We start from the raw sequence: 21,996 nt of genomic DNA on the forward strand, positions 1-21,996 counted from the left end.
TTAATATTATTTGAATGATCAATAAAAATAAAATACGGTATAAATGCATTCTATCGATAACGAAGGTAATCCAAGCGGTGGGGAATGCTTGCTGCTTCAGGATTGCCGACAAAAGGAGATTGCCTAATGACACTATCGCGTTACCGCAATGTAGCCACCCTGGCAGCCCTGGCAAGCTTGGCGAGTTTGCCGCTCGCGGGTCAGGCAGTGGCGAACGATGATACGGGTTGCGCCCAGGCTGAATACGCCATGGGGCTACGTTTTCAACAGCAATCCGCCGAAGCCATTGCCCTGCAGCGCCAGGGGTTTGAGTTGGCCACCTACCGCCTGGAAGAGCAGATCGAAGCCCATGGCGACGATGCCGACCTGGCGATCATTACCGATCTTGACGAAACAGTGTTGGATAACAGCGCCTTGCTGGTGCGTGACATGCAAGCCTGCCATGACTTCACCACCTGGGATACCTGGAAGCACTGGGAGCGCGAAGGGAATCCGCGTTTGATTCCAGGGTCGAAAGACTTCCTTGAATTCGCTGATGAGAACGATGTGGCGATCTACTATGTCTCTGATCGCTATCAGGAAAATAAAGCCGATACCCTGGCCACGCTTGAGACATTGGAACTGCCCCAGGTCTCTGAAGAAAGCGTGAAATTGTTGGGGCCACCCAAGTCGGAGCGTCGCGCCGAGGTTGAGGACGAGCACACGGTGGTGATGCAACTCGGCGATACGCTGCACGACTTTGCCGGTGAGTTTGCCGAGGCGAACCTTGAAGAGCAGCGTACGCTGGTAGACGAAAATGCCGACCGCTTCGGCAATGACTGGATTGTTTTCCCCAACGCAACGTATGGGGATTGGAGCGAGTCGGAGCTGAACGCTTGGGACGCCCCGCACGAAGTGGAGTGATGGGTTAAATAATCACGCCACTTGATAAGCAAGAAGCGCTGCGCGCCTCAGGTTTCACTATCCTGGGGCGCGTTTTTGTCTGTGTCTTCCCCGTTGTCGTCTTGCTTGTCTTCCTCTTTTTTGCGCGGGTCTTGGCTGTCTTCATCAAGCCAGGTGCCGCAGCGCAGGCAATAGTAGGCGCGTTTTTCGTGGCGCTCGTGGCCGCAGCCTGGGCACGCCTCATCGGAGTAGCGATCTTCGCGGATCGAGCGGATGACTTGGGCGGAGAATACCCCGGTCGGCACGGCGATGATCGAGTAACCGAGTAGCATCAGCACCACGGTGATGGATTTGCCTAACGACGTTGCCGGGACGATATCGCCGTAGCCCACTGTGGTCATGCTGACGATAGCCCAGTAGATCGACATGGGAATACTGGTAAAGCCGGCTTCTGGCGATTCGATAACGTACATCAGCGCAGCAAATAGCGTGACGACCATGAAGATGGCGAAGAAAAACAACAGAATCTGACGCAGGCTGCGCTTTAATGCATCAATTAACAGCCGCGCTTCACCGACAAACTCCATCAGCCGCAGAATGCGGAAAATCCGTAGCACCCGCAGGATCCGCACAATCACCAGGCCGTGGGCACCGGGTATCAGCAGTACCAGCCAGGTGGGCAGGATGGCGATTAGGTCAACAATACCGTAAAAGCTTTTCAGGTAGAGAGTAGGGCGCTCCAGGCAGTAAAGGCGCAGCACTAGCTCGATGCTGAACAATATGGTGAATAGCCATTCCAGGACATAAAAAAGCGTACCGTAGCGTTCGGCGTAGGCCTCAACGCTGCTCAGCAAAATCACCCCGACGCTGAGCAGGATTGCCAAGATCAAGCCAATATCAAAGGCTTTGGCGCCCGGCGTATCGGACTCGAAAATAATATGAAAGAGGCGCGTGCGCAGACCCGCTCCGCCGGGATTCAATGGAAAATTCATCATAACGTCCTGAAAGAGCCGTAAGGGCAGTCAGCGCCTAGCGTAGCGCGGTTTGATATGCCATGCGATGGGCAAAGGCCAATGCGGCCTGACCATAGGCGATGTTTGGCTGGCCGCTGGTCTCCAGCGCATCGCGCATTGTCTCGACGTCATGGCGCGCTCGGTCGGTGAGCGCCGGATCCGTCGCGAGCGTTGCCAGGGCGGCTTGGGCCGTTGCTAAATGCGCGGCGTCGTGGCTATCGTGGTAGGCATCCAGCGCAAGCGTGGCACGCTGCATCCACTGCGCAGGCGAGTCGGCCTCGGGCAGCGGCCAGTGCTGTGCGGCCAGCGCATTGCCCCGAGCGGCTTTACTGCTGTCGGAAGGGCGCAGCGCCACATGCTCGGCCAGTGCCTGGGCGAGCGACCACAGCGCGTTAGGCTCGCCGCTTTTAAGCTCTAGCTCGGCCTCGCAAATCGTCGTCTGGTGGCCGCCGCTATGAATCTCGCCTTCGTCCAACGCCAGTTCAATATGGCTGCCTTGCCACGCCACCTGCCAGCTCCAACGTACAAAGTCGGTATTCAACTGCGGCTCAAGGGCGGAAATCTCATCGCGCAACCCTTCTTGAAAGGGCGGCAGGTCGGCGAGTCCTTGAGTATCCAGCGTTAGCGCGGGCACCGGCCATTCCCACTCTTGGCGCTGGGAGAAGCCGCCACCGCCGTGGCCCGCCGTTTTGACCGTTTGCAGTACCTGGCCATCCACCTGACGAAGCCGCACCGCCATGCGTGCTTGTGCCAACGCCCCTTGCGGCGTGTCGTAATAGGTGTTGGTCAACGTCTGACGCTTTGGCGTCAATGCCTTCAGTAAGGGGTGCTGATGAAGTGTGGCCGGCCCCTCTGGGGTAAGAGCGAGCTTTAGTTCGATTTCGGTTGGCGTTTCCATGATGTTCGCTACCTCGTTATGATGACTTTTTGATGAACTTTTCATGACGGCAGGAGATGCAGTCACTATACTGTTGCCGCCATTTCCTGGCTTCCCGAAAACAGGCGTAAAGGCTTTATGGTTACTTCCAACCCCTTTTCTGCGATGTTTGGCCGCTCGCCATTCCAGCCGCTGCTCGCACACATCGTCAAGGCGAACGAATGTGCCGACCAACTTCTGCCCTTCTTTGAAGCAACGCTGGCAGGGGATTGGGAGAGCGCTGCGCAACTGCGCGAAAACGTCACTCGCTTAGAGCACGACGCCGACGTACTCAAAACTGAGCTACGTCTTAACCTTCCCAACACCATGTTTTTGCCCGTCTCCCGCTCAGATCTGCTCGATTTGATCAGCGTACAGGACAAAATCGCCAACAAGGCACGCGACATTACCGGCATTATGCTGGGCCGTAAAATGTCCGTGCCGACGGAATTGGCCGACCCCATGCGCGATTACATCCGCACCAGCGTGGCCTGCGTAGCACAAGCCCGCCAAGCGCTTGAAGAGCTCAAGGATTTGTTGGAGTCGGGCTTTGGCCGCAACGTGTCCGACGTGATCCAGAACTTGATCCGCGAACTGCACACTCTAGAGCACCAGGCGGACAATCAGCAGGTGGCGATTCGCCGCCAACTGTTCAGCCTGGAAAGCGAGCTGCCCCCGGTGGATGTGGTCTTCCTTTATCAGATTATCGACTGGGTCGGTGAGCTATCCGACCGCGCCGAGCGGGTGGGTAGTCGCCTGCAGATCATGACCGCGAATTAATACCTGATCCCCACACAAGGGAAACAATATGCAGATCATTGCTCAGCACGGTGATATTTTTATCATTCTGGCCTGCCTTTTTGGCTTTTTTATGGCCTGGGGCGTGGGGGCCAACGACGTGGCCAACGCCATGGGCACCTCGGTGGGCTCCAAAGCCATCACCATCAAACAGGCGATCTTAATCGCCATAGTGTTTGAGTTTTTAGGCGCCTGGCTCGCCGGTGGCGAAGTTACTAATACGATTCGCAAAGGCATTGTTGACCCTGAATTGCTGCAAGACGACCCGCAGTTGCTGGTATACGGCATGTTGGCGGCGCTTTTAGCGGCGGCCACATGGCTGTTAATCGCCTCGATGAAAGGCTGGCCGGTTTCTACCACCCACTCGATTGTCGGGGCTATTGTGGGTTTCGCCGTGGCGGGCCTGGGTGCAGAAACTGTCGATTGGGGCGCCGTCGGTAACATCGCCGCGAGTTGGTTAGTATCGCCGCTGTTAGCCGGTTCGGCAGGGTTTGTACTGTTTAAATCGGTCCATCATCTGGTGTTTGAAGACCGCGACCCGCTCGCGGCGGCTAAACGCTACCTTCCCGCCTATGTCTTCCTGGTCGGCTTTGTGGTCGCGATGGTCACCATGACCAAGGGCCTAAAGCACGTCGGTTTAGACCTGTCGTTTGCTCAGAGCCTGGTGATCTCGCTGATTCTTGGTGGATTGTTGTCGGTCCTTGGCATTTTGATGGAGCGCCGCGTGAAGTACGTCCAGAGCAGCGACGACCACTTTGGCTATGCCAACGTGGAGCGTGCGTTTGGCGTGCTAATGATCTTTACCGCCTGTGCCATGGCTTTTGCCCATGGCTCTAACGACGTGGCCAATGCCGTTGGCCCACTGGCGGCGGTGATTAGCGTCGTGCAAACCGGCGGTGAAATTGGCGGCTCGGCGCTGGTGCCTTGGTGGGTGCTGGTGCTGGGCGGCGGCGGTATCGTCGCGGGCTTGGTGACCTACGGCCATAAAGTGATTGCCACTGTGGGCACAGGCATTACCGAGCTGACCCCCAGCCGTGGCTTTGCAGCCACCCTGGCCGCCGCGACCACCGTTGTGTTGGCCTCCGGCACCGGCTTGCCCATTTCGACTACGCATACGCTGGTCGGGGCCATCCTTGGGGTCGGCCTAGCGCGGGGGATGACCGCGCTTAACCTGCGGGTGATCGGTACCATCGCCATGTCGTGGCTGATCACGCTGCCAGCGGGTGCAGGGCTGGCGATTTTGTTCTTCTTTATGCTCAAGGGTATGTTCGGCGGTTGATCACTGCTAACCCCCACCGCGTTAGCCGTCGCTTACTCAGCTAACGCCCAAGCGGCACTTTCTGGATAAATTGGCCTTTAAATGGGCGTATTTGTCTAAGAAGGTGCCGCTGTTTTTTGTGCTCTGGTAAAGTAATAACGGTTATTTTCATTCACCTGCTGCCGGAGAGCGGCCCTTGGATACTCGTTTCCCCTTTGTTGACTGGTTTCGTAATGCGTCCCCCTATATTAACGCGCACCGGGGGCGAACCTTTGTCATCTTGATTGAAGGCGAGGCCATGGCCTCTGGCCGAGGGGAGCAGTTGATTCAAGATTTGGCGCTGCTGCATACCCTGGGTGTGCGCTTGGTGGTGGTGTTCGGCATTCGTCCCCAGGTGCACGAAGCGCTGAGCGCGGCTGGCGTTGAGCCTACCCGCATCGAGGGTCGCTGGGTGGCCGACCGCGCCGTGATGGCTCACGTTGAGCAGGTAGCGGCCCATCTGCGGTTGTGGCTGGAAGCACGGCTTTCGTTGGGCTTACCCAGTACGCCACTGCATGGCGTCGAGCTAAGCGTAATCTCCGGCAACCTGGTCACCGCTAAACCGCTTGGCGTGCGCGAAGGGGTCGACTTTGACCACAGCGGCGAAGTGCGCCGCGTGCGGGCCAGCGCCATTGAAGGGCTGCTGGACAAAGGCTCACTGGTGTTGCTGCCGCCGCTGGGTTTTTCCAGCACTGGCGAAGTATTCGACCTGGATGCCGCCGACGTTGCCCAGCATGCCGCGGTGGCGCTCAAAGCCGATAAACTGATTTTACTGGGCGAGTCGGAAGGCCTGGAAGACGAGCAGGGCGCATTGCTTCGCCAGCTTTCACCGGCTGACGCCGAACCCCGCCTGAAGCAAGCCACACCGGGTAGCGAGCTGGCCCGCCACCTTAACGCCGCCTGTAACGCTGCGCGGGAAGGCGTGGCCCGCACCCACTTGCTTTCCTGGCGCAATCACGATGCCTTGCTAGGTGAACTGTTCACCCGCGACGGCGTGGGCACGATGATCACCCAGCACCGCTACGAACAGCTGCGCCCGGCCACGCTCAACGATGTCGCTGGGTTATTAGAACTGCTAGAGCCGCTGGAAAATCGGGGCATGTTGGTGGCCCGCTCCCGCGAGCGCTTGGAACACGAAATTGATGACTACATGGTCATCGAGCGCGACGGCATGGTGATTGGCTGTGCCGCGCTACAGGTGTTCCCCAATACCTCGATTGCCGAGCTGGCCTGCGTGGCTGTGCACAATAATTACCGCGGCGGCGAGCGCGGTGAACGGCTGGTGGAAGCACTGGAGCGCCGCGCCCGTCAGCGTGGTGTGCAGGAGATGTTCGTGCTCACCACGCATACCGCGCACTGGTTTGTGGAGCGCGGCTTTCGCACGGCGAGCCTTGAAGAGCTGCCGCCGTTAAAGCGCGAAACCTACAACCACGCGCGTAAATCCAAGGTGCTGGTGAAAAGCCTGGTGGGTTAGGTATTTAAGATCACGCCACCGTTGAGATGCAGGGTTTGGCCGCTCATGTAGGACGATTCTTCGCTGGCAAGATACACGTAGGCAGGCCCCATTTCGCTGGGCTGCCCGGCGCGATTCATCGGCACCTGGCCGCCAAATCCGGCGACTTTGTCGTCGTCGAAACTGGCGGGAATCAGCGGCGTCCACACCGGCCCAGGCGCCACGGCGTTAACGCGGATGCCGCGATCCATCAGCGACATCGCAAGCGAACGCACCAAGCCCTGAACCGCCCCTTTGGTGGCGGTGTAATCAATCAGCGTCTCGTTGCCTTTAAAGGCGTTGATCGACGAGGTAGCGATGATGGTGTCGCCTGAATTTAAGTGAGGCAGAGCGGCTTTGGTTAAGTAAAAGTGACTAAACAGGTTGGTCTCGAAGGTGCGCTGCAACTGATCGTCGGGAATCTCGGTAATATCGCTCCAATCGTACTGCTCGGCCGCGTTGTTAATGACGATATTGAGCTTGCCGAAGGTATCCAGGGTGCGTTTTACAATATCGCGGCAAAAACCTGGGTCGGCCACGTCGCCTTGCAGCACTAGGCAGTGGCGACCTTCAGCTTCAACGAGCCGCTGGGTTTCTGCGGCGTCTTTAGCTTCCTTTAAATGCACAATCACGCTATCTGCGCCTTCCCGCGCATAGTGAACCGCCACCGCGCGGCCAATGCCACTGTCCCCGCCGGTAATAATCGCCACTTTATCCAGTAGCTTGTCGACCCCTTTGTAGCTTTCGCGAATGTACTCTGGCTCGGGGTGCATGGCGTGCTCGTCGCCTGGCTGTTTGGCTTGATGCTGAGGGGGTTGTTGCTGATCGTTCATGTGCGGTCACTCCTTTGTTTGCACAGACATAATTGGCATATAAGTGGATGGAAATGTCATTTAGGGCGGTGCTTACCTCCTTGGGCACCGTTATTTAATGTAGACCCACGCCATCCATAGAGGCAAACCATCCAAAAAGCACTGAAAGAAGGCCTGGGTTAGGGCGCTCAATTTAATAGCGAAACCACATAAGCTCTATTTAAATTAACAATGTAGCTCGTTTAAACCCTTTAAAATTTATACCTGCCTGTTTTATAAGAAATTAAGTCATATCGACTGTTTTAGGAGTTGAAGAGGCATAATTGAAAGTTACTCAAGAAGAGCTAAAGTAAATGCAGGCAAAGTAATGCCGAGAACCATTGACCGTAAGGAGCACGTGAGATGTCACAACCTGATAAGAAAGGCGAGAAAGCGCCTAAGCACCAAGATGATCACCACGACGAAGCCAACCCGATGCCGGACTCGCACCACGTGAACCCAGAGTCCGACAACTCGCCCCAGAAGCCGGGCAAGGACAAGAAATAAGCTGAATAGATACCCGTCTATTAAGCCCCTGCGGCGCTACACCTTGTAGCGCCGTTTTACTTTCACGCTTGCTGTCTCCTGCCAGCGTGTTGGCAGCTTTTGTCAGTCGTACGTAATGCGTCGACGTAATCGCTCAAGTAGCCCCTGCTTGGAGCGAATGCCCTCACCCACGCCAGACTAAAGTCGTAGCAAAAGGTTTATGCACAACAGGCTTTCATTGGTGTATTTGTTTTTCAGTTCTTTACATAAATTAATCTAACCATTATTAGTTTATTTGCTGAGTTTTATTAACATAAGTTAAACAGGTTTTGTATATTTGAATAGCAGTGCGCTTGGATTGACTATAATAAAGTGAACGCTATGTTTAGGTGAGCGGTCTATCTATTGAGTAAGTGGCTAGTTTTTTAATTATAAGTAATTATTTTATTTAAGCGCTTAATTTTAATCAATAGATTTGCAGTTTCGCTGATTTTGTTTCACCACGGATGCTGACAAGTGAGACGACAAGGAGGAAGTGACAGATGATCGATCAAGAAAAGCAGGACGGCCTCAAGCAGCAAGGCCGGGAAACGGCTCATGAAGTCGGTGAGGCGGCCCAGCACCAGGCCGAAAGCTATTTTAGCCAACAGCGCGACTATGCGGCGGATCAGTCCCATAAGCTAACGGGCGCTCTGCAAAAAATGGCGGATGAGTTTGATAACCAGCAGCAGCCCTACCTCTCTAAACCAGCGAGAAAACTGGCTGATTCCACGGAGCGTTTTTCAAAAAAATTGCGGGATAAAGACTTACGCAGTGTTTGCGAAGAAGCTCAAAACTTTAGTCGCCGCGAACCCGCCCTGTTTATAGGCGGTGTGATTGCCGCTGGGTTTTTAGTTTCCCGTTTTCTGCGTAGCTCCAGTGAACATCGCTCAGGTGAAGACAGTTCTGACCAGCACACTTCAGGTGCTAATACGCAGCCTAATCGTTCAAGCAGTGCGCAGAATCTAAGGGCTGATGGGCGTAATAATTCAGGCAATGAAGCGCTCTAATATAAGCGCAGGGAGGCAGAGAATGGATTCTGAAAACAAAACCACTTCAAAAGGTTCATCGATCGGCTCACTGTTATCGACGGTGATGCAAGAAATCAGTTCGTTGGTGCGCAACGAGGCTGAGCTTGCCAAGACCGAGATGTCCGAAAAAACCGACCAGGCCATGGCGGGTATCGCGTCTATCGCCATTGCCGGTGCGGTGTTGCTCGGTGGTTTTTTAACCCTGTTAGCCGCGGCGGTGTTTCTGCTGAATGAGGTGCTTCCGCCCGATACCACGCCTTGGCTTTCCGCGCTGATTGTCGGCGGCGTTGTGACGGTTATCGGCATTATTATGCTTAAAGCGGGCCAAAAGAAACTGCAGGCGCGCAACCTGATGCCTAGTCGTACGATGAATAGTTTGCAGAGCGATAAGACGGTCGCGAAGACGCATCAGGAAAATGTTAAGGAGGAGTTGAAATGACGGACCATCGTAAACAGCGCAATTCTGAAGAGATTGAGAAGGATATCAATCAATCGCGCGAGCGCCTCGATTCCACGCTGCGTGAGATCGAACAGCGGTTTTCTCCTCAACAGTTGCTGGACACGTCCTACGAGTATATCCGCCGTGGGGGAGCCAACGAATTCGTGTCGAATTTAAGCACCTCCATTAAGCAGAACCCGTTACCTGTTCTGTTCACCAGTGCGGGATTGGGGTGGTTGATGTTGTCGCAGCGTAACCCGAAAGAGGCACGAAGCCAGCATCAGTTCTCTTCGGCTACTGACCGGAGCCTTTACTCGGGCGAACAGCATTCATCCAAGACTAGCGGCCGAAGTTCGCCGAGTATTCCTGTTCATGAGGGGACACACCCCAACGACGGTATGCCTACCGACAGCAATACCTCCGGTGGAACAGAGCAGCATAGCGGTGGTAAAGGTCGCATGAGCGAGGCAACTCATAAGGCCAAGGGTTCGGCTCAGCACCTGGGGCAAAAAGCCAAGCAAACGGCGCAGCAGTGGGGCGATAAAGCCCAACATCTCGGCGATAACATGCGCGAGTCCACGTCCAACCTGCAGCATGGCGCCCAGGATAATCTGCATAATATGGGTGAGCGCGCTCGCCAAACAGAGAGCCAGGCGTCTGATTTTATTAAGGAGCATCCGCTGGTAGTCGGCGCGCTAGGGTTTGCTGTGGGAGCGGTCTTGGGGGGTATTTTCCCCGCGACCAAAAAAGAGGATGAATATTTCGGCGAGTATCGAGACCGCGCGCTGCACAAAGCCGCCGAAACTGGACAAGAACATATGGAGAAAGCCCAGCACTCTATTCACGAAAAAGCCGAGTCGTTCAAGGGCGAGTCGCAGCAGGCCCAAGGCGCTAATACCGCTACTCAAAAGGACACGAGTGCAAACGCGCCCCAGGATAGCGAGGCCAGGGTAAAAGATTCACCCACCCCGACGACTGAACGCTCTGTTCCTAAGCAGGGTGGCGCTGAGCAAACCAGTTCTGACATGCCGACGCCAAGACATAGCCCAGAACAACCCAGCCCTGAAAGACATAGCCCAGGCTTGGCGGGTTCGAGCACGCCCTCCGGCAACACCCAAGGTTCAGGCACTAACCACACGACTTAAGCCGTCTATTTAGCTGTCATGAAAATCAGCCCAGATACGGTTAAGCAAACTCTCGCGGCGCTACACCTTGTAGCGCCGTTTTACTTCCACGCTTAGTTGGCCTTCCCCTAGCTTCAGCTTGAGTTTCTGACCCGGCGAGGTATCTTCGGCTCGGCGCACGACTTGGCCTTGCTCATCCTGGGCGATGGCGTAGCCCCGGCCCAATACCGCCAGTGGGCTGACGGCATTTAACTCACGGGCCGCGCTGGTCAACCGCGCTTGGCGGCTTTCGAGCTGGCGCTGCATGGCCGTTCCCAAGCGGCGCTGAAGCTGGCTGACGCGGTCTTTTTCGGTGCGATGCAATCGCGCCATGTCTTGGCTCGCCAGGCGCTTGGCCAACTGTTCGGTGTGGGCTTTCTGCTGGGTGAGCGTTTGCTGCATGGCGCGGCTCAAGCGTTGGTTGAGCGCGGTTAAATGCTGGCGCTGGCGGTTAAGTTGTTCGCCAGGGTGGCGCAGTTTGGCGCGTAGCGTATCCAGTCGCTGGCTATCGCGTTCCAGGCGTGCCTGCATTGCCCGCTGAAGGCGGTTTTCATGGTGCTCGAGCTGGCGCTTGAGGGTGTGCTGGTCGGGCACCAGGCGCTCGGCCGCCGCAGACGGCGTGGGCGCGCGCAAATCGGCGGCAAAATCGGCTAGGGTGACATCCACCTCGTGGCCCACCGCCGACATCACCGGCAGCCGTGAGTGAAAAATCGCCCGTGCCAAATGCTCGTTGTTAAACGCCCACAGGTCTTCCAGGCTGCCGCCGCCGCGGGTGATCAAAATCACATCGCGCTCTGGATCCAGCCGTGCCTGACGATTAAGCAGCCCAAGCGCAGAGATCATCGCCGGGGCCGCCTCGGCGCCCTGCACCGGCACCGGAATCAAGGTTACATCGGCCAGTGGCCAGCGCGCTTGAAGCACCGCCAGCACATCACGAATCGCCGCCCCCGTCGCCGAGCTTAATATCAGCAATTTGCGGGGCGGGAAGGGTAGCGGCCGGGCGTTGGCAAATACGCCTTCGCCGTCGAGCTGAGCTTTCAGGCGCTCAAATGCCGCCAGCAGTTCCCCAAGCCCCGCCGCCTGAACGGCCTCGGCAATCAGCTGGTAATCGCCGCGCGGCTCGAACAGCGACACCCGCCCGCGCAGCTTGACCTGATCGCCATCGCGCATGGGTGCCGCCACAAAGCGTGCCCGCTGGCGAAACAGCGCACAGCGGATCTGCGCCCGGTCATCCTTCAGGGTGAAGTAAATATGCCCGGACGCCGGGCGCGAGACGTTAGACAGCTCGCCCTCTACCCATACCTCGCCCACATCGCGCTCAAGGGTTTGCTTGGCGCGCTGATTGAGTTGGCTGACGGAAAGCGCCTGAGGCGTGGTAGAAGAGGGCATAACGTTAGGTGCGCTCAGTTAGAAAGTGTTTCAGCGCCGCCGGGTCAGGTACACCCTGAATCGTTTCGCCGTCGATGATCAAGGTGGGCACCGACTGAATGCGCGCCTCTTCGACCGCGTGGCGCAGCGCCGCTTGATGCTGCTCGCGGTAGCGGCCCTCGGCAAGCGCATCGAGTACCGCTTGGCGCTCCAGCCCCACCGACTCGGCGATATCGGCCAGTACGTCCGGGTCACCAATGTCGCGTTCCTGCTGGAAAAACGCTTTTAATGCCGCCATCGAATAGGCATGGCCCAAGCCGTGTTCCTCGGCCATGGCGAACACTTCAAAGGCTTTATCGGTGCGTGGCTGCGGCGACACGTTGGGCAGCTTGATAGGCACGCCGAGTTTTTCCGCCATCGGGTACACCGCCTCGCGCCACACCCGTGGCAGGTAAGGATCTTCTACCTTCAGCGTGGGCACCGGGGCAGGGCGCAGCTCAAACGGCCGCCATTGAACCTTAACGTCGAGGCCTTCGGTTGCCTGGGTAATCACCTCTTCTGCCAGTAGGCAGAAAGGGCAAACGTAATCGGAGTAAACAATAATTTCCTGGGTCAACCTGCACGCCCTCCGGTCTTAAGGTAAAGATTTCAGCCTACCATTAAACGTTATCAACCATTGGTATAAGACTAATGGCGTCTCTGCATTGCTGGGGCGGCCTTCAAACCGTTATAATGTGCGATTAACTATCACGCCCCACTTCCTCTCAATCAGGGTGTTGCCGCTATGCTACGTATGGCTCAAGAAGCACTTACGTTCGATGACGTACTTCTCCTTCCCGGCTTCTCCGACGTTCTTCCCAAGGATGTCAGTCTTAAAACTCGCCTGACCCGCAATCTCTCGCTCAACATTCCGCTGCTTTCCTCCGCGATGGACACGGTGACCGAAGCGCGTCTGGCGATTGCCATGGCTCAGGAAGGTGGCATCGGCATCATCCACAAAAGCATGGCCATGACCCAACAGGCCGCTGAAGTGCGCAAGGTCAAAAAGCACGAAAGCGTCATTGTTAACGACCCGATTACTGTTAGCCCCAAAGCCAAGCTCGAAGATCTGCTCGCCATGGCACGCGAATACGGCTTCTCCGGCTTCCCGGTGGTTGAAGGCGAAACCCTGGTGGGCATTGTGACCGAGCGCGACATGCGTTTCCAGCCCAACCACGGCGACAGCGTCTCCGACATCATGACGCCCCGCGAGCGCCTGGTGACCGTCAAGGAAGGCACCGATCTTGAAACCAGCAAAGCCAAGATGCGCGAGCACCGCATCGAGAAAATGCTGATCGTTGATGACGAGTTCCATCTACGCGGTCTGGTGACCTTCCAGGATATCGAAAAAGCCCGCACCTACCCGATGGCCGCCAAAGACAGCGATGGCCGCCTGCTGGTAGGCGCGGCCGTGGGCACCGGCCCGGAAACGCCGGATCGTGTCGCGGCGCTGGCCGAAGCCGGTGTGGATGTCATCGTAGTGGATACCGCTCACGGCCACTCCAAAGGCGTTATTGACCGTGTGCGCTGGATCAAAGAACACTTCCCGGGCATTCAGGTGATTGGCGGCAACATCGCCACCGCCGCGGCTGCCAAAGCGCTGGCCGAGGCCGGTGCCGATGGCGTGAAAGTCGGCATTGGCCCCGGCTCGATCTGCACCACGCGGGTTGTTGCGGGCGTGGGTGTGCCGCAAATCACTGCCGTTTCCAACGTGGCGGAAGCACTCAAAGACCTCGGCGTTCCGGTGATTGCAGACGGCGGCATCCGTTACTCCGGCGACCTGGCCAAGGCGATTGCCGCGGGTGCCAGCGCGGTCATGGTGGGAAGTCTGCTGGCCGGTACCGAAGAAGCGCCGGGCGAAGTCGAGCTTTACCAGGGCCGTACCTACAAAGCTTACCGGGGCATGGGTTCCATGGGCGCGATGTCGCAAAACCAGGGCAGCGCCGACCGCTACTTCCAGGATAAGAGCGAAGGCGCCGAGAAGCTGGTGCCGGAAGGCATTGAAGGCCGCGTTGCCTATAAAGGCATGATGGGCGCCATCGTCCACCAGATGATGGGCGGGCTGCGTGCCTCCATGGGCTACACCGGCTGCCGCACGATCGAAGAGATGCGCACCAAGCCGGAATTCATCCAGATCACCAGCGCCGGCTTCAACGAGTCTCACGTCCACGACGTGCAGATCACCAAGGAAGCGCCCAACTACCGGGGCAGCTAACCAGCGCTTTTAGATACATCGCGGCGGGCATTGCCCCGCCGCTTGCTTTTTGGCTTTACCAGCGGCACTCACACCGCTTAACCGAGACCCCGCCATGAGTGACATTCACGCCCATAAAATCCTGATTCTCGATTTCGGCTCGCAATACACCCAACTGATCGCCCGCCGGGTGCGCGAAATCGGTGTGTACTCTGAAGTTCGTGCCTTCGATATCACCGAAGAAGAGATTCGCGCCTACAACCCCAACGGCATCATTCTTGCCGGTGGGCCGGAGTCCGTCACCGAGCTGGATTCCCCGCGTGCGCCGCAGTGCGTGTTTGATATGGGCCTGCCGGTATTTGGTATCTGCTACGGCATGCAGACCATGGCCGAGCAGCTGGGCGGAAAGGTGGAAGGCTCCAACCAGCGCGAATTCGGTTATGCCCAGATCCGTTTGGACGAACCCACCGCGCTGTTCAACGACATCAAAGACCACGTCGACCACGAGACCGGCAAAGCGCTGCTGGACGTATGGATGAGCCACGGCGATAAAGTCGCCCAGGCGCCGGACACCTTCACCGTGACCGCCTCCACGCCGAGCTGCCCGATCGCCGCCATGGCCTGGGAAGAGAAACAGTTCTACGGCGTGCAGTTCCACCCGGAAGTGACTCATACGCTGCAGGGCCAGCGCATTCTCGAGCACTTCGTGCTGGATATCTGTAAAGCCGAAAAACTCTGGACGCCCGCGCAGATCATCGAAGACCAGGTGCAGCGCGTACGCGAACAGGTCGGTGACAGCCACGTGCTGCTCGGCCTCTCCGGCGGCGTGGATTCGTCCGTCGTCGCCGCGCTGCTGCACAAGGCGATTGGCACCCAACTGACCTGCGTGTTCGTGGATAACGGCCTGCTGCGCAAGGCAGAGGGCGACCAGGTGATGGAAACCTTCGCCAAGCACATGGGCGTGAAGGTCATCCGCGTGGACGCCGAAGACCTGTTCCTCGACAAGCTGAAGGGCGAACAAGACCCGGAAGTGAAGCGCAAGATCATCGGCAACACCTTCATCGACGTGTTCGATGACGAAGCCAGCAAAATCGACGGCGTCGATTTCCTCGCCCAGGGTACCATCTACCCGGACGTGATCGAATCCGCCGCTAGCAAGACCGGCAAGGCGCACGTGATCAAATCCCACCACAACGTGGGTGGCCTGCCGGAAACCATGAAGCTCAAGCTGGTCGAGCCGCTACGCGAGCTGTTCAAGGACGAAGTGCGCAAACTCGGCCTGGAACTCGGCTTACCCTACGACATGGTCTACCGTCACCCCTTCCCGGGGCCGGGCCTTGGCGTGCGTATCCTCGGCGAAGTCAAAAAAGAGTACGCCGACATCCTCCGCGAAGCCGACGCCATCTTCATCGAAGAACTGCGTAACTCCGGATGGTACGAAAAAACCAGCCAGGCGTTTGCCGTGTTCCTGCCGGTCAAGTCAGTAGGCGTCGTCGGCGACGGCCGCCGCTACGAATGGGTCATCGCGCTACGCGCGGTCGAAACCATCGACTTCATGACCGCCCGCTGGGCGCACCTGCCTTATGAGCTGCTGGAGAAGGTTTCCAATCGGATTATCAATGAGTTGGAAGGGGTCTCCCGCGTCACCTACGATGTGAGCAGCAAGCCGCCTGCTACCATTGAGTGGGAGTGATATATTTAAACATAACCCGCCTAAAGGCGGGTTATGTTTATATTAGGTAGTTTAAGTCTTGCTGGCATATTAAGATAGTGAGGTTTTTACTTTCCTGATTTTTAGCTAGCAGTCTTTAATGGCAAGCTAAATTATTCTTCTAGCTTGTTTTCTAGAAAAGAAAAGGTTAGCTAAAGACATCAATGCAACGTCTGACTTGATATTTTCCATCCTCTTTAAGCCTTATTTCGGCTTTAAATTCTAAGCCTTCTTTAAGGTGGCTATAGAAATTATTAGGGAAGGCGGTCTTGTGAAAAAAAGCTTCATTTGATGTTGCGCCGATAATAACAAACCCATATCCACGCTCTGGATTATAAAATTTTATTAAGCATTTCTCTGTTTGTAATTTATTTCTCCCATTAACGAATCCATCGATTGTTTTAATTTGGAGGCCTTTATTATCTTTTGATAGAGTGCAATATATGATGTCGCCATCATGAATTGAATCAAGTTCATTGTTTTCAAGTTTTTTTGTTTTGAAATAGACTTCATCGTCTATTTCTGAAAGTGAAACGAAACCAAAATCTTTTTCCGGGTCGTAACGTTCTATTTTTCCGATTAGTCTTTTTCCAAGATGGATGGATAAGTTGTCCTGATCTTCTGTTCTATCATCGTTTTTAGAAATGCTAAATGCTTGAATATCTCTTATTAAATCTCTTTGGCATTTAAATTGCTCATTATTATGATTATTGGTGATAAATTTGCTATCTTCATTTATTAAATATGTAGAGAATGCTTTTCTAACACTTGAAGTTATCTCACCAAACGGACGACTTGATTTAAAATAGCTTCTTATCTCATGCGCTACTTCAGAGTCGCAGATCCCTGTGGTCAAAGCCATTTGGTAGAAGTAAACGCTATTTTTAGTTGAAAGGTCATAGTGAGCTAAGCCTTTGTAAGTTATAGCAACTTTTTGAATTTCGTTAAGAACGTTAGTTGATGGGTCATAGGGCTCAATAAGTCGTAATGAGACAATCTCTTTTAAGCATGTTTCAATATCTACGGAGTCGATTCCTAGGGCTTCAAAGTAGTTAACTATAGAGTTTATAGTTAAGTGTCGTTCGTCAACATCGCGGCCAGTTTGCTTTGTGGCTCTAAGTAAAGAAAGTATTCTTAGGGTTAGTAACGGAGAATGAATTTTATCAGAGCTTAATTTGAATGTGGATACCACACCAAAGTCATCGCCTGTACTTACTCGATATGCTTCATAGTCACCACGAATTAAAGCATCTACAAATTTCGGGAAACTTATGGATCCTGTTGTAATGTAGCTTGTAATTAAGTCCTCGATTCTTATTACTGGAGAAGTAATTATTCTTTTAGATAGGTTCATGATTGAGCGGATATTGTAATTAGTCAGTTCACCTAATGTTTTTGCAGTGAAGTTGTTTTCAACAAAGATATCCTCTAGTACTTGGGCAAATTTTGATATATCAGTAAGCTTTATACGGATTCCTCTGTTGGATAAATAGTCTTTGCTATCAATAGTGTCAGCCGCAACTAATTTCTTGTTTAGATATTCAATCCTTTTTCTAAATACTTCTCTAGGTGATGGTGTTGGGAGAAAGAAAGATCTAGACTGATGTATAGTAAATATATCTGTTTTAGAAAAACTCCAAGCGGACTTGTCTGTAACAGGAAATATAAGCATGCATAAATTTACTTTCCTTCTATAAGAGTTGCAAAGCTGAAATATTTTAATTTTGAAGTCGAGTGTAAATTCATCTGTGTTGTCAACAGTTATTATAGGTAATTTTTTTCTGTTATGAATCGTAAAGTGAAGTAGGCTTTCGAGGTATCCTTCACGGTTATCTCGTACCTCACTTTCTAAAAAAGTTGAAAATTTCTCATCGAAAGCTGCTTTGTCGTTTTCGTATATTTTTTTTAGATATCCTGAAGCCATCCTCTTATATTGGTTAAAATACATACCTTGTAGGTCTTTATAGGAAGGGAAACCTTCTAAAAACAGTTCTTTTTCTAGAAATGTTATGACTGTTTCTGTGAGCCAGCTTACGGTAGTGTTATCATCACCAGATGCATCTAAACAATTTATATTGATGGGTAAGCACTGTTTTCGGGTGCTGAGTGGTAGTATTTTCGAAAAAAACCTATCAATGTAAGTAGTTTTCCCAGAACCTGTGGGCCCAACAATAAATACAGACATGTCTGAGTCTGAGGGCATTTCAGCATGGATGTTTATTTCAACTAGGTTACTTAGCTCACTTCCTACTTTATTTTTGTCCTTAGGTAAGTTGTTTAAAACGCCATTGGTTATTTTTTCTAAAGAGTAATCCGCTATTCGGCTTTCATTTGATTCAACGAAGCACTCTTTCATTATTTCAGAGTTCTCATCTCCTGTGAGTTGTGTAAAAAAGCTATTCAATATTTTTTCTAGATCTAATGCGATCGGTGATTTTTGTAGTATGTTTATTTCGCTAGGGTCTAACGCTGAAACTAGAGGTGAGGTAAGGTATTGCCTACTGTTATGTATTTTGTCAAAAATTGCGTTAAAAAGTTTTGCTTTAAAATTCTCAAAAGATAATAGCTCGTAGAACTCGCTAAATGAATTTGAAACCGAATCTAAAGATGGGAATACGAAAGCTTCTTTTTCTCTGTATCCTCCTGGTACCCAGTTCTTAAAAATAATCCAAGTGATTCCATCTGTGACTACTGAAATAGGGATTCCAGCTTCACTAGCATATGAGTGTGCTTGCTTTATTCCCTCAGAAGATGGTTTTAAAGTAGAGCCGGATATTTTTAAAGTTCTACATTTATCAGTGATGGTTGAGTTAATTCCCAATATGCCTATACGTTTAGCCTCTACGATCAATGAAGCGTTGCCTTCTATTTTTAGTATATAGTCTGAGAAGCCATTTTCATGATTTGTTTCACAAATGAAGGATGAGAATGGCCATCCTAAGCATTCATGAAAGATCCTGTTTATAACTTTTATCTTGGAGTCTTCCTCGCTTTCAATTGCTGAAATGTCTTCTCTAATTTCTTTGATAAGTGTATTGATCTTTGTTTCTGCAATGTCGACTTGTGTCATGTTATCCCTTTGAAAGTTAATGGTTGTGTTTTGTATTTAATAATACCATTTTCATATTTTGGAGTGATGTCTTGTAAACAATTATTAGATGCCGTAGAGTTTTAAGTATTTTTCTTGCTATAATATATTGTATGGTTTTAGTTATAGTTAAAAAAATTGGCTTCATGCTGAAAAACATTCTCTATTCACGATTATATGCGCGAACAGCGCCAGCTTCTACAAGTATGCTGCGTGCTAGCGCTGCTGGATGGAAAGCTGTTGTTCACCAAAGATTTCTTTTTTCATCCCCTTCAACAGCGTTGGGTGTGTTGGTAGGTGGCAGCACTAATGACCGGCGCGCTTGGAAGACGCCATCGGTAAAAACCTGGAAAGCCATTCAGTATGAGCGCTTGGCAAGTATTTAATAAGAGCTTACCGTAATCAACACCATCGCCAAAATTGAAAGCGCTATCCCCACCATACTGGCACTGCTAACCCTTTCCCTGCGCACCAGAGAGCCAAACACCACCGGTATCAGCGGGTACATCGACACAATCACAATGCTGATAATGGCAAGCTGTCCTTGCTGTGAGAGCGCATAGAGCGTAAGCCCCAGTGCGCTGATACCGCCTGCCACCGTTGCGAAAAGCGGAAAGCGTTTTTGTGTTGGCTTTGCGCGTTGGTAAAACGGCAGCAAACACACAGCTCCGCTTAGCATGCATAGGGCGATGCCATACGACGCGGCGTGGTCGGGCACCTGCCCAAGAAAGTGCAACTGCAGGGCAAACCCTAAGCCTGCACCCAAACCAAAGAGCAGGCCTGTTCTGATTATGCTGTTCACCTGCCCTTGGTTTATCCGGCCGCCGCCCGCCGTTAGCCAGATAGCGGGCAGGGCGATCATCACACCTAGCCATACCCAGGCGTTGGGCCGCTCGCCAAGCAATACCAGAGAGAGCGCAAGGGCGATGGTCACCATCGAGACAGCGCTAATGGGCACGACGATAGCAAAGGGAGCCTGTGATAGGCCTTTATAAAGCAGTAATGCACCCAGGGCCGAGCCAAGGCCAGCAAGTGCGCCCCATTTCCAGGCGTCCGGCTCCCATGTGGAAAAGAGCAGTGCGCCTGCGAGGCTGACAAGCGCTCCACCCAGATGGGTATAAAAAGCAATATTTAGCGGCGGGTAAAAATGGGCGAGCAAGCCATTGATAAAGTGTGTGCTGCCGAGCAATAACATGGCGCTGAGTGCTAGGGCGATGGACATGCGGTTTCCAGGTTAGGATGATAAATGGAAGGGCCAGCATATAAGGCGCTCACGTGCGGCCAGAAACCCAGGTGGCTCATGGTCACCATGAGGAGATGTGATGATTAGAGGCGCAGATATCTCCATTGCCCAACTGCGTGTATTGCTCACCGTGGCAGAGGAGCAATCCTATACGCGTGCTGCCGCGCGCCTTGGCGTTAGCCAGTCCGGTGTTAGTCACTCGATGCAGGCGTTAGAAAAATTGGCCGGTGGCCCGCTTATCACAAAAGCCGCGGAAGGGTTGGAGCCAACGGCTTTGGGAGAGTTAGTGCTTACTACTGCTAGGAAAGTGGTGGGAGAGCTTCAGGTATTAAACCAGCAAGTGGCCCAGTTCCATGATGAGGTGGATGAAACCCTGAAGATTGGCGTTATTCCCAGTGCGTTAACGGGATGGTTGTCGCCGCAACTTTCGAGCTTAACGAGCCGCTACCCGGAGGCCATTAGCCTTGTATTGGAAGGCATGGAGGAGGAGATAAAGGAGTGGGTGGAAAGCGGCGTGGTCAATATGGGCGTGACGACCGATATGACGCAGCTTAATGTCACCTACTGGCGTGAGCACTTTGATTGGCAGCAGTTAAAAAAGGACGAGATCGTTGCCGTACTGCCCGAAAACCATCCCCTCAGGAAACAAGCCAGCGTGACGGTGGCACAGTTAGCAGAGCACCCGCTTGTTATGTCGTCAGGCGGTTGTGAGTCGCTTATCCAGCAGATATTTGCCCACTCATTGGATGAGGTCGAAACCTTCCAGGTGGATTTTTGGGTACGCGATACCCGCACGTTATTGCAGATGGTCGCTGGAGATGTCGGGGTTAGTTTTGTGCCCACGCTGGCCTTAACAAGTAAGCCAATGCCTGGTGTGGTGACGCGCCCTTTATCGCCGAGGCGGGAGCGAAATCTGATTGCGTTTTGGGCCAAAAAGCAGCCACTCAATCAGATAGGTCGGCAATTGCTGAAAAAGTGCACAGCATGAGAGTACTAGCAGATTAGAGAGAAGCCCAAACCAAGCTCATCGCAATGAATGCGACAGCTATTCAGCACGGTCTTTGCAGCATGCACGCACATAGTTAAGAAACTCGGTAACTGTTTGCGAGGTTCTTAAATCGGTATGCATCAGTCCCCACATGGTCGTACTCAATTCAGGGATAATAGGGCTGATTCTTTTGATTCCCGCCCCTTCTTTGTCGAGATAAGTTGGTAACACTGCTGCATAATCGTAATTGGCTACCATGAAATAATCCATAAGAATGGAGTTGCTTTTTAATAGCCTGCCTTTAAGCAGGTTGTTTTTTGAAAACCATTCGCTGAGCAGTGGGTAATGCATTTCAGTATTAGGCGAAATCCATGAAATATCGCTTTCTAGCCAGTCAGTATGTTTGCTCTTCTGTGAAACATAGACAGCCTGGTCAATAGGCAGAATCTTTTTTCCGATAAGTGTTTCATTCGGGTTGACCACGGGGCGAAACGCAATATCCGCGTCACGAGCTTCAAGACTCATGAGTTTATTGCTAACAATGACGCTTATATTCAGCTCCGTATATTTGCAATTGAAGTCGTGAATAATATCGCCCAACAAGCCATACATTAATGTATCCGTAGTAGTGACTGTTAAGTTTCCGGTTAGTGTTTCTTTGGCAGAGTACAGTTTTCGTTGGGCATAAAGAACTTGTTTTTCTATTTCCTTTGCACTTCTCACCAGCTCTAATCCAGCGAGTGTTGGCACATAAGCATTGTTTTCACGATGGAATAGCTTTACCCCACACCTGCTCTCAATCTCTGCGAGGCGCCTGTATATTGTAGGTTGACTGACATGTAGTTTGCTCGCTGCGTTCTTAAGCACTTTTTCTTCAGCAATTGCCAGCACAACTTTAAAGTCGTCCCACTTTAGATTCTCAATCATGAAAAACTCATTCTCATTAATGATAATTTAC

General features: G+C 52.9%; 19 protein-coding genes. 11 read left to right on the forward strand and 8 right to left on the reverse strand.

Features of this window, described 5'->3' with window-relative positions; genetic code table 11:
* Positions 1-126: 126 nt before the first annotated feature.
* The gene (locus BLR97_RS09635; RefSeq protein ID WP_089705565.1) at positions 127-903 is read left to right on the forward strand and encodes a 5'-nucleotidase, lipoprotein e(P4) family; all 777 of its coding nucleotides are present in this window, start codon (positions 127-129) and stop codon (positions 901-903) included.
* Positions 904-950: 47 nt separating this feature from the next.
* Here the strand turns inward: BLR97_RS09635 and BLR97_RS09640 are convergent, their stop codons facing one another.
* The gene (locus BLR97_RS09640; RefSeq protein WP_089705568.1) at positions 951-1,874 is read right to left on the reverse strand and encodes an ion transporter; all 924 of its coding nucleotides are present in this window, start codon (positions 1,872-1,874) and stop codon (positions 951-953) included.
* A gap of 37 nt (positions 1,875-1,911) precedes the next feature.
* Positions 1,912-2,793, reverse strand: a complete 882-nt coding sequence (locus BLR97_RS09645) for a CYTH domain-containing protein (RefSeq protein ID WP_089705572.1) — start codon at positions 2,791-2,793, stop codon at positions 1,912-1,914.
* Positions 2,794-2,910: 117 nt separating this feature from the next.
* Here BLR97_RS09645 and BLR97_RS09650 point away from each other — a divergent pair, with 117 nt between their 5' ends.
* The 3 genes from BLR97_RS09650 (at position 2,911) to argA (ending at position 6,380) form a co-directional block, all read left to right on the forward strand.
* Positions 2,911-3,591 (forward strand): TIGR00153 family protein, encoded by a 681-nt coding sequence (locus tag BLR97_RS09650; RefSeq protein ID WP_089705575.1) that lies wholly within the window; start codon positions 2,911-2,913, stop codon positions 3,589-3,591.
* Positions 3,592-3,619: 28 nt separating this feature from the next.
* On the forward strand, positions 3,620-4,888 hold the full coding sequence (locus BLR97_RS09655; protein WP_089705578.1) for an inorganic phosphate transporter: 1,269 nt from the start codon (positions 3,620-3,622) through the stop codon (positions 4,886-4,888).
* A gap of 175 nt (positions 4,889-5,063) precedes the next feature.
* Entirely contained in the window at positions 5,064-6,380 is a 1,317-nt protein-coding gene (gene argA, locus BLR97_RS09660) for an amino-acid N-acetyltransferase (protein ID WP_089705581.1), read from the forward strand.
* On the opposite strand, the gene BLR97_RS09665 is transcribed toward argA, so the two are convergent.
* Complete coding sequence (locus BLR97_RS09665) at positions 6,377-7,231, reverse strand: SDR family oxidoreductase (RefSeq protein WP_089705583.1); 855 nt, start codon at positions 7,229-7,231, stop codon at positions 6,377-6,379. The genes argA and BLR97_RS09665 overlap by 4 nt on opposite strands.
* A gap of 381 nt (positions 7,232-7,612) precedes the next feature.
* Between BLR97_RS09665 and BLR97_RS19725 the strand changes: the two genes are divergently transcribed.
* The 4 genes from BLR97_RS19725 to BLR97_RS09680 all read left to right on the forward strand — a co-directional run bounded on the left by BLR97_RS19725 (position 7,613) and on the right by BLR97_RS09680 (position 10,389).
* The gene (locus tag BLR97_RS19725) at positions 7,613-7,756 is read left to right on the forward strand and encodes a hypothetical protein (RefSeq protein WP_170833007.1); all 144 of its coding nucleotides are present in this window, start codon (positions 7,613-7,615) and stop codon (positions 7,754-7,756) included.
* A gap of 521 nt (positions 7,757-8,277) precedes the next feature.
* Complete coding sequence (locus BLR97_RS09670; protein WP_244511273.1) at positions 8,278-8,784, forward strand: hypothetical protein; 507 nt, start codon at positions 8,278-8,280, stop codon at positions 8,782-8,784.
* 22 nt (positions 8,785-8,806) lie between these two features.
* Complete coding sequence (locus BLR97_RS09675; protein WP_089705587.1) at positions 8,807-9,244, forward strand: phage holin family protein; 438 nt, start codon at positions 8,807-8,809, stop codon at positions 9,242-9,244.
* On the forward strand, positions 9,241-10,389 hold the full coding sequence (locus tag BLR97_RS09680; RefSeq protein ID WP_089705590.1) for a DUF3618 domain-containing protein: 1,149 nt from the start codon (positions 9,241-9,243) through the stop codon (positions 10,387-10,389). The genes BLR97_RS09675 and BLR97_RS09680 overlap by 4 nt, the downstream gene beginning before the upstream one ends.
* A 60-nt stretch (positions 10,390-10,449) precedes the next feature.
* On the opposite strand, the gene xseA is transcribed toward BLR97_RS09680, so the two are convergent.
* Positions 10,450-11,796, reverse strand: coding sequence for an exodeoxyribonuclease VII large subunit (xseA, locus tag BLR97_RS09685; protein WP_089705593.1), 1,347 nt, complete (start codon positions 11,794-11,796; stop codon positions 10,450-10,452).
* A gap of 4 nt (positions 11,797-11,800) precedes the next feature.
* Positions 11,801-12,391: a DsbA family oxidoreductase gene (locus BLR97_RS09690; RefSeq protein ID WP_089705596.1), complete on the reverse strand. Its 591-nt coding sequence runs from the start codon at positions 12,389-12,391 to the stop codon at positions 11,801-11,803.
* 168 nt (positions 12,392-12,559) lie between these two features.
* Here BLR97_RS09690 and guaB point away from each other — a divergent pair, with 168 nt between their 5' ends.
* Positions 12,560-14,029: an IMP dehydrogenase gene (gene guaB, locus BLR97_RS09695; RefSeq protein WP_089705599.1), complete on the forward strand. Its 1,470-nt coding sequence runs from the start codon at positions 12,560-12,562 to the stop codon at positions 14,027-14,029.
* Between the two features lie 94 nt (positions 14,030-14,123).
* Entirely contained in the window at positions 14,124-15,701 is a 1,578-nt protein-coding gene (gene guaA, locus BLR97_RS09700; protein WP_089705603.1) for a glutamine-hydrolyzing GMP synthase, read from the forward strand.
* 166 nt (positions 15,702-15,867) lie between these two features.
* Here guaA and BLR97_RS09705 read toward each other — a convergent pair whose 3' ends face one another.
* Together BLR97_RS09705 and BLR97_RS09710 are read right to left on the reverse strand one after the other, a co-directional pair.
* On the reverse strand, positions 15,868-18,789 hold the full coding sequence (locus BLR97_RS09705; protein ID WP_089705606.1) for a cold shock domain-containing protein: 2,922 nt from the start codon (positions 18,787-18,789) through the stop codon (positions 15,868-15,870).
* Positions 18,790-19,189: 400 nt separating this feature from the next.
* Complete coding sequence (locus tag BLR97_RS09710; RefSeq protein ID WP_089705609.1) at positions 19,190-20,029, reverse strand: DMT family transporter; 840 nt, start codon at positions 20,027-20,029, stop codon at positions 19,190-19,192.
* Positions 20,030-20,129: 100 nt separating this feature from the next.
* Here BLR97_RS09710 and BLR97_RS09715 point away from each other — a divergent pair, with 100 nt between their 5' ends.
* Positions 20,130-21,038 carry a LysR family transcriptional regulator gene (locus BLR97_RS09715; protein WP_089705611.1) on the forward strand — a complete coding sequence of 303 codons (909 nt, stop codon included), beginning with the start codon at positions 20,130-20,132 and terminating at the stop codon, positions 21,036-21,038.
* A 57-nt stretch (positions 21,039-21,095) separates the two neighbouring features.
* On the opposite strand, the gene BLR97_RS09720 is transcribed toward BLR97_RS09715, so the two are convergent.
* A complete protein-coding gene (locus tag BLR97_RS09720) occupies positions 21,096-21,965 on the reverse strand; it encodes a LysR family transcriptional regulator (RefSeq protein ID WP_089705615.1) in 870 nt (289 codons plus the stop codon).
* Positions 21,966-21,996 lie beyond the last annotated feature (31 nt).

It is taken from the genome of Vreelandella arcis (assembly GCF_900103865.1).
Classification (GTDB): domain Bacteria; phylum Pseudomonadota; class Gammaproteobacteria; order Pseudomonadales; family Halomonadaceae; genus Vreelandella; species Vreelandella arcis.

What these genes read in the sequence shown, in the direction of transcription:
- BLR97_RS09635 (WP_089705565.1), top strand. Translation starts at nt 127, where the DNA reads ATGACACTATCGCGTTACCGCAATGTAGCCACCCTGGCAGCCCTGGCA.
- BLR97_RS09640 (WP_089705568.1), bottom strand. Translation starts at nt 1,874, where the DNA reads ATGAATTTTCCATTGAATCCCGGCGGAGCGGGTCTGCGCACGCGCCTC.
- BLR97_RS09645 (WP_089705572.1), bottom strand. Translation starts at nt 2,793, where the DNA reads ATGGAAACGCCAACCGAAATCGAACTAAAGCTCGCTCTTACCCCAGAG.
- BLR97_RS09650 (WP_089705575.1), top strand. Translation starts at nt 2,911, where the DNA reads ATGGTTACTTCCAACCCCTTTTCTGCGATGTTTGGCCGCTCGCCATTC.
- BLR97_RS09655 (WP_089705578.1), top strand. Translation starts at nt 3,620, where the DNA reads ATGCAGATCATTGCTCAGCACGGTGATATTTTTATCATTCTGGCCTGC.
- BLR97_RS09665 (WP_089705583.1), bottom strand. Translation starts at nt 7,231, where the DNA reads ATGAACGATCAGCAACAACCCCCTCAGCATCAAGCCAAACAGCCAGGC.
- BLR97_RS19725 (WP_170833007.1), top strand. Translation starts at nt 7,613, where the DNA reads ATGTCACAACCTGATAAGAAAGGCGAGAAAGCGCCTAAGCACCAAGAT.
- BLR97_RS09670 (WP_244511273.1), top strand. Translation starts at nt 8,278, where the DNA reads ATGATCGATCAAGAAAAGCAGGACGGCCTCAAGCAGCAAGGCCGGGAA.
- BLR97_RS09675 (WP_089705587.1), top strand. Translation starts at nt 8,807, where the DNA reads ATGGATTCTGAAAACAAAACCACTTCAAAAGGTTCATCGATCGGCTCA.
- BLR97_RS09680 (WP_089705590.1), top strand. Translation starts at nt 9,241, where the DNA reads ATGACGGACCATCGTAAACAGCGCAATTCTGAAGAGATTGAGAAGGAT.
- xseA (WP_089705593.1), bottom strand. Translation starts at nt 11,796, where the DNA reads ATGCCCTCTTCTACCACGCCTCAGGCGCTTTCCGTCAGCCAACTCAAT.
- guaB (WP_089705599.1), top strand. Translation starts at nt 12,560, where the DNA reads ATGCTACGTATGGCTCAAGAAGCACTTACGTTCGATGACGTACTTCTC.
- guaA (WP_089705603.1), top strand. Translation starts at nt 14,124, where the DNA reads ATGAGTGACATTCACGCCCATAAAATCCTGATTCTCGATTTCGGCTCG.
- BLR97_RS09705 (WP_089705606.1), bottom strand. Translation starts at nt 18,789, where the DNA reads ATGACACAAGTCGACATTGCAGAAACAAAGATCAATACACTTATCAAA.
- BLR97_RS09710 (WP_089705609.1), bottom strand. Translation starts at nt 20,029, where the DNA reads ATGTCCATCGCCCTAGCACTCAGCGCCATGTTATTGCTCGGCAGCACA.
- BLR97_RS09715 (WP_089705611.1), top strand. Translation starts at nt 20,130, where the DNA reads ATGATTAGAGGCGCAGATATCTCCATTGCCCAACTGCGTGTATTGCTC.
- BLR97_RS09720 (WP_089705615.1), bottom strand. Translation starts at nt 21,965, where the DNA reads ATGATTGAGAATCTAAAGTGGGACGACTTTAAAGTTGTGCTGGCAATT.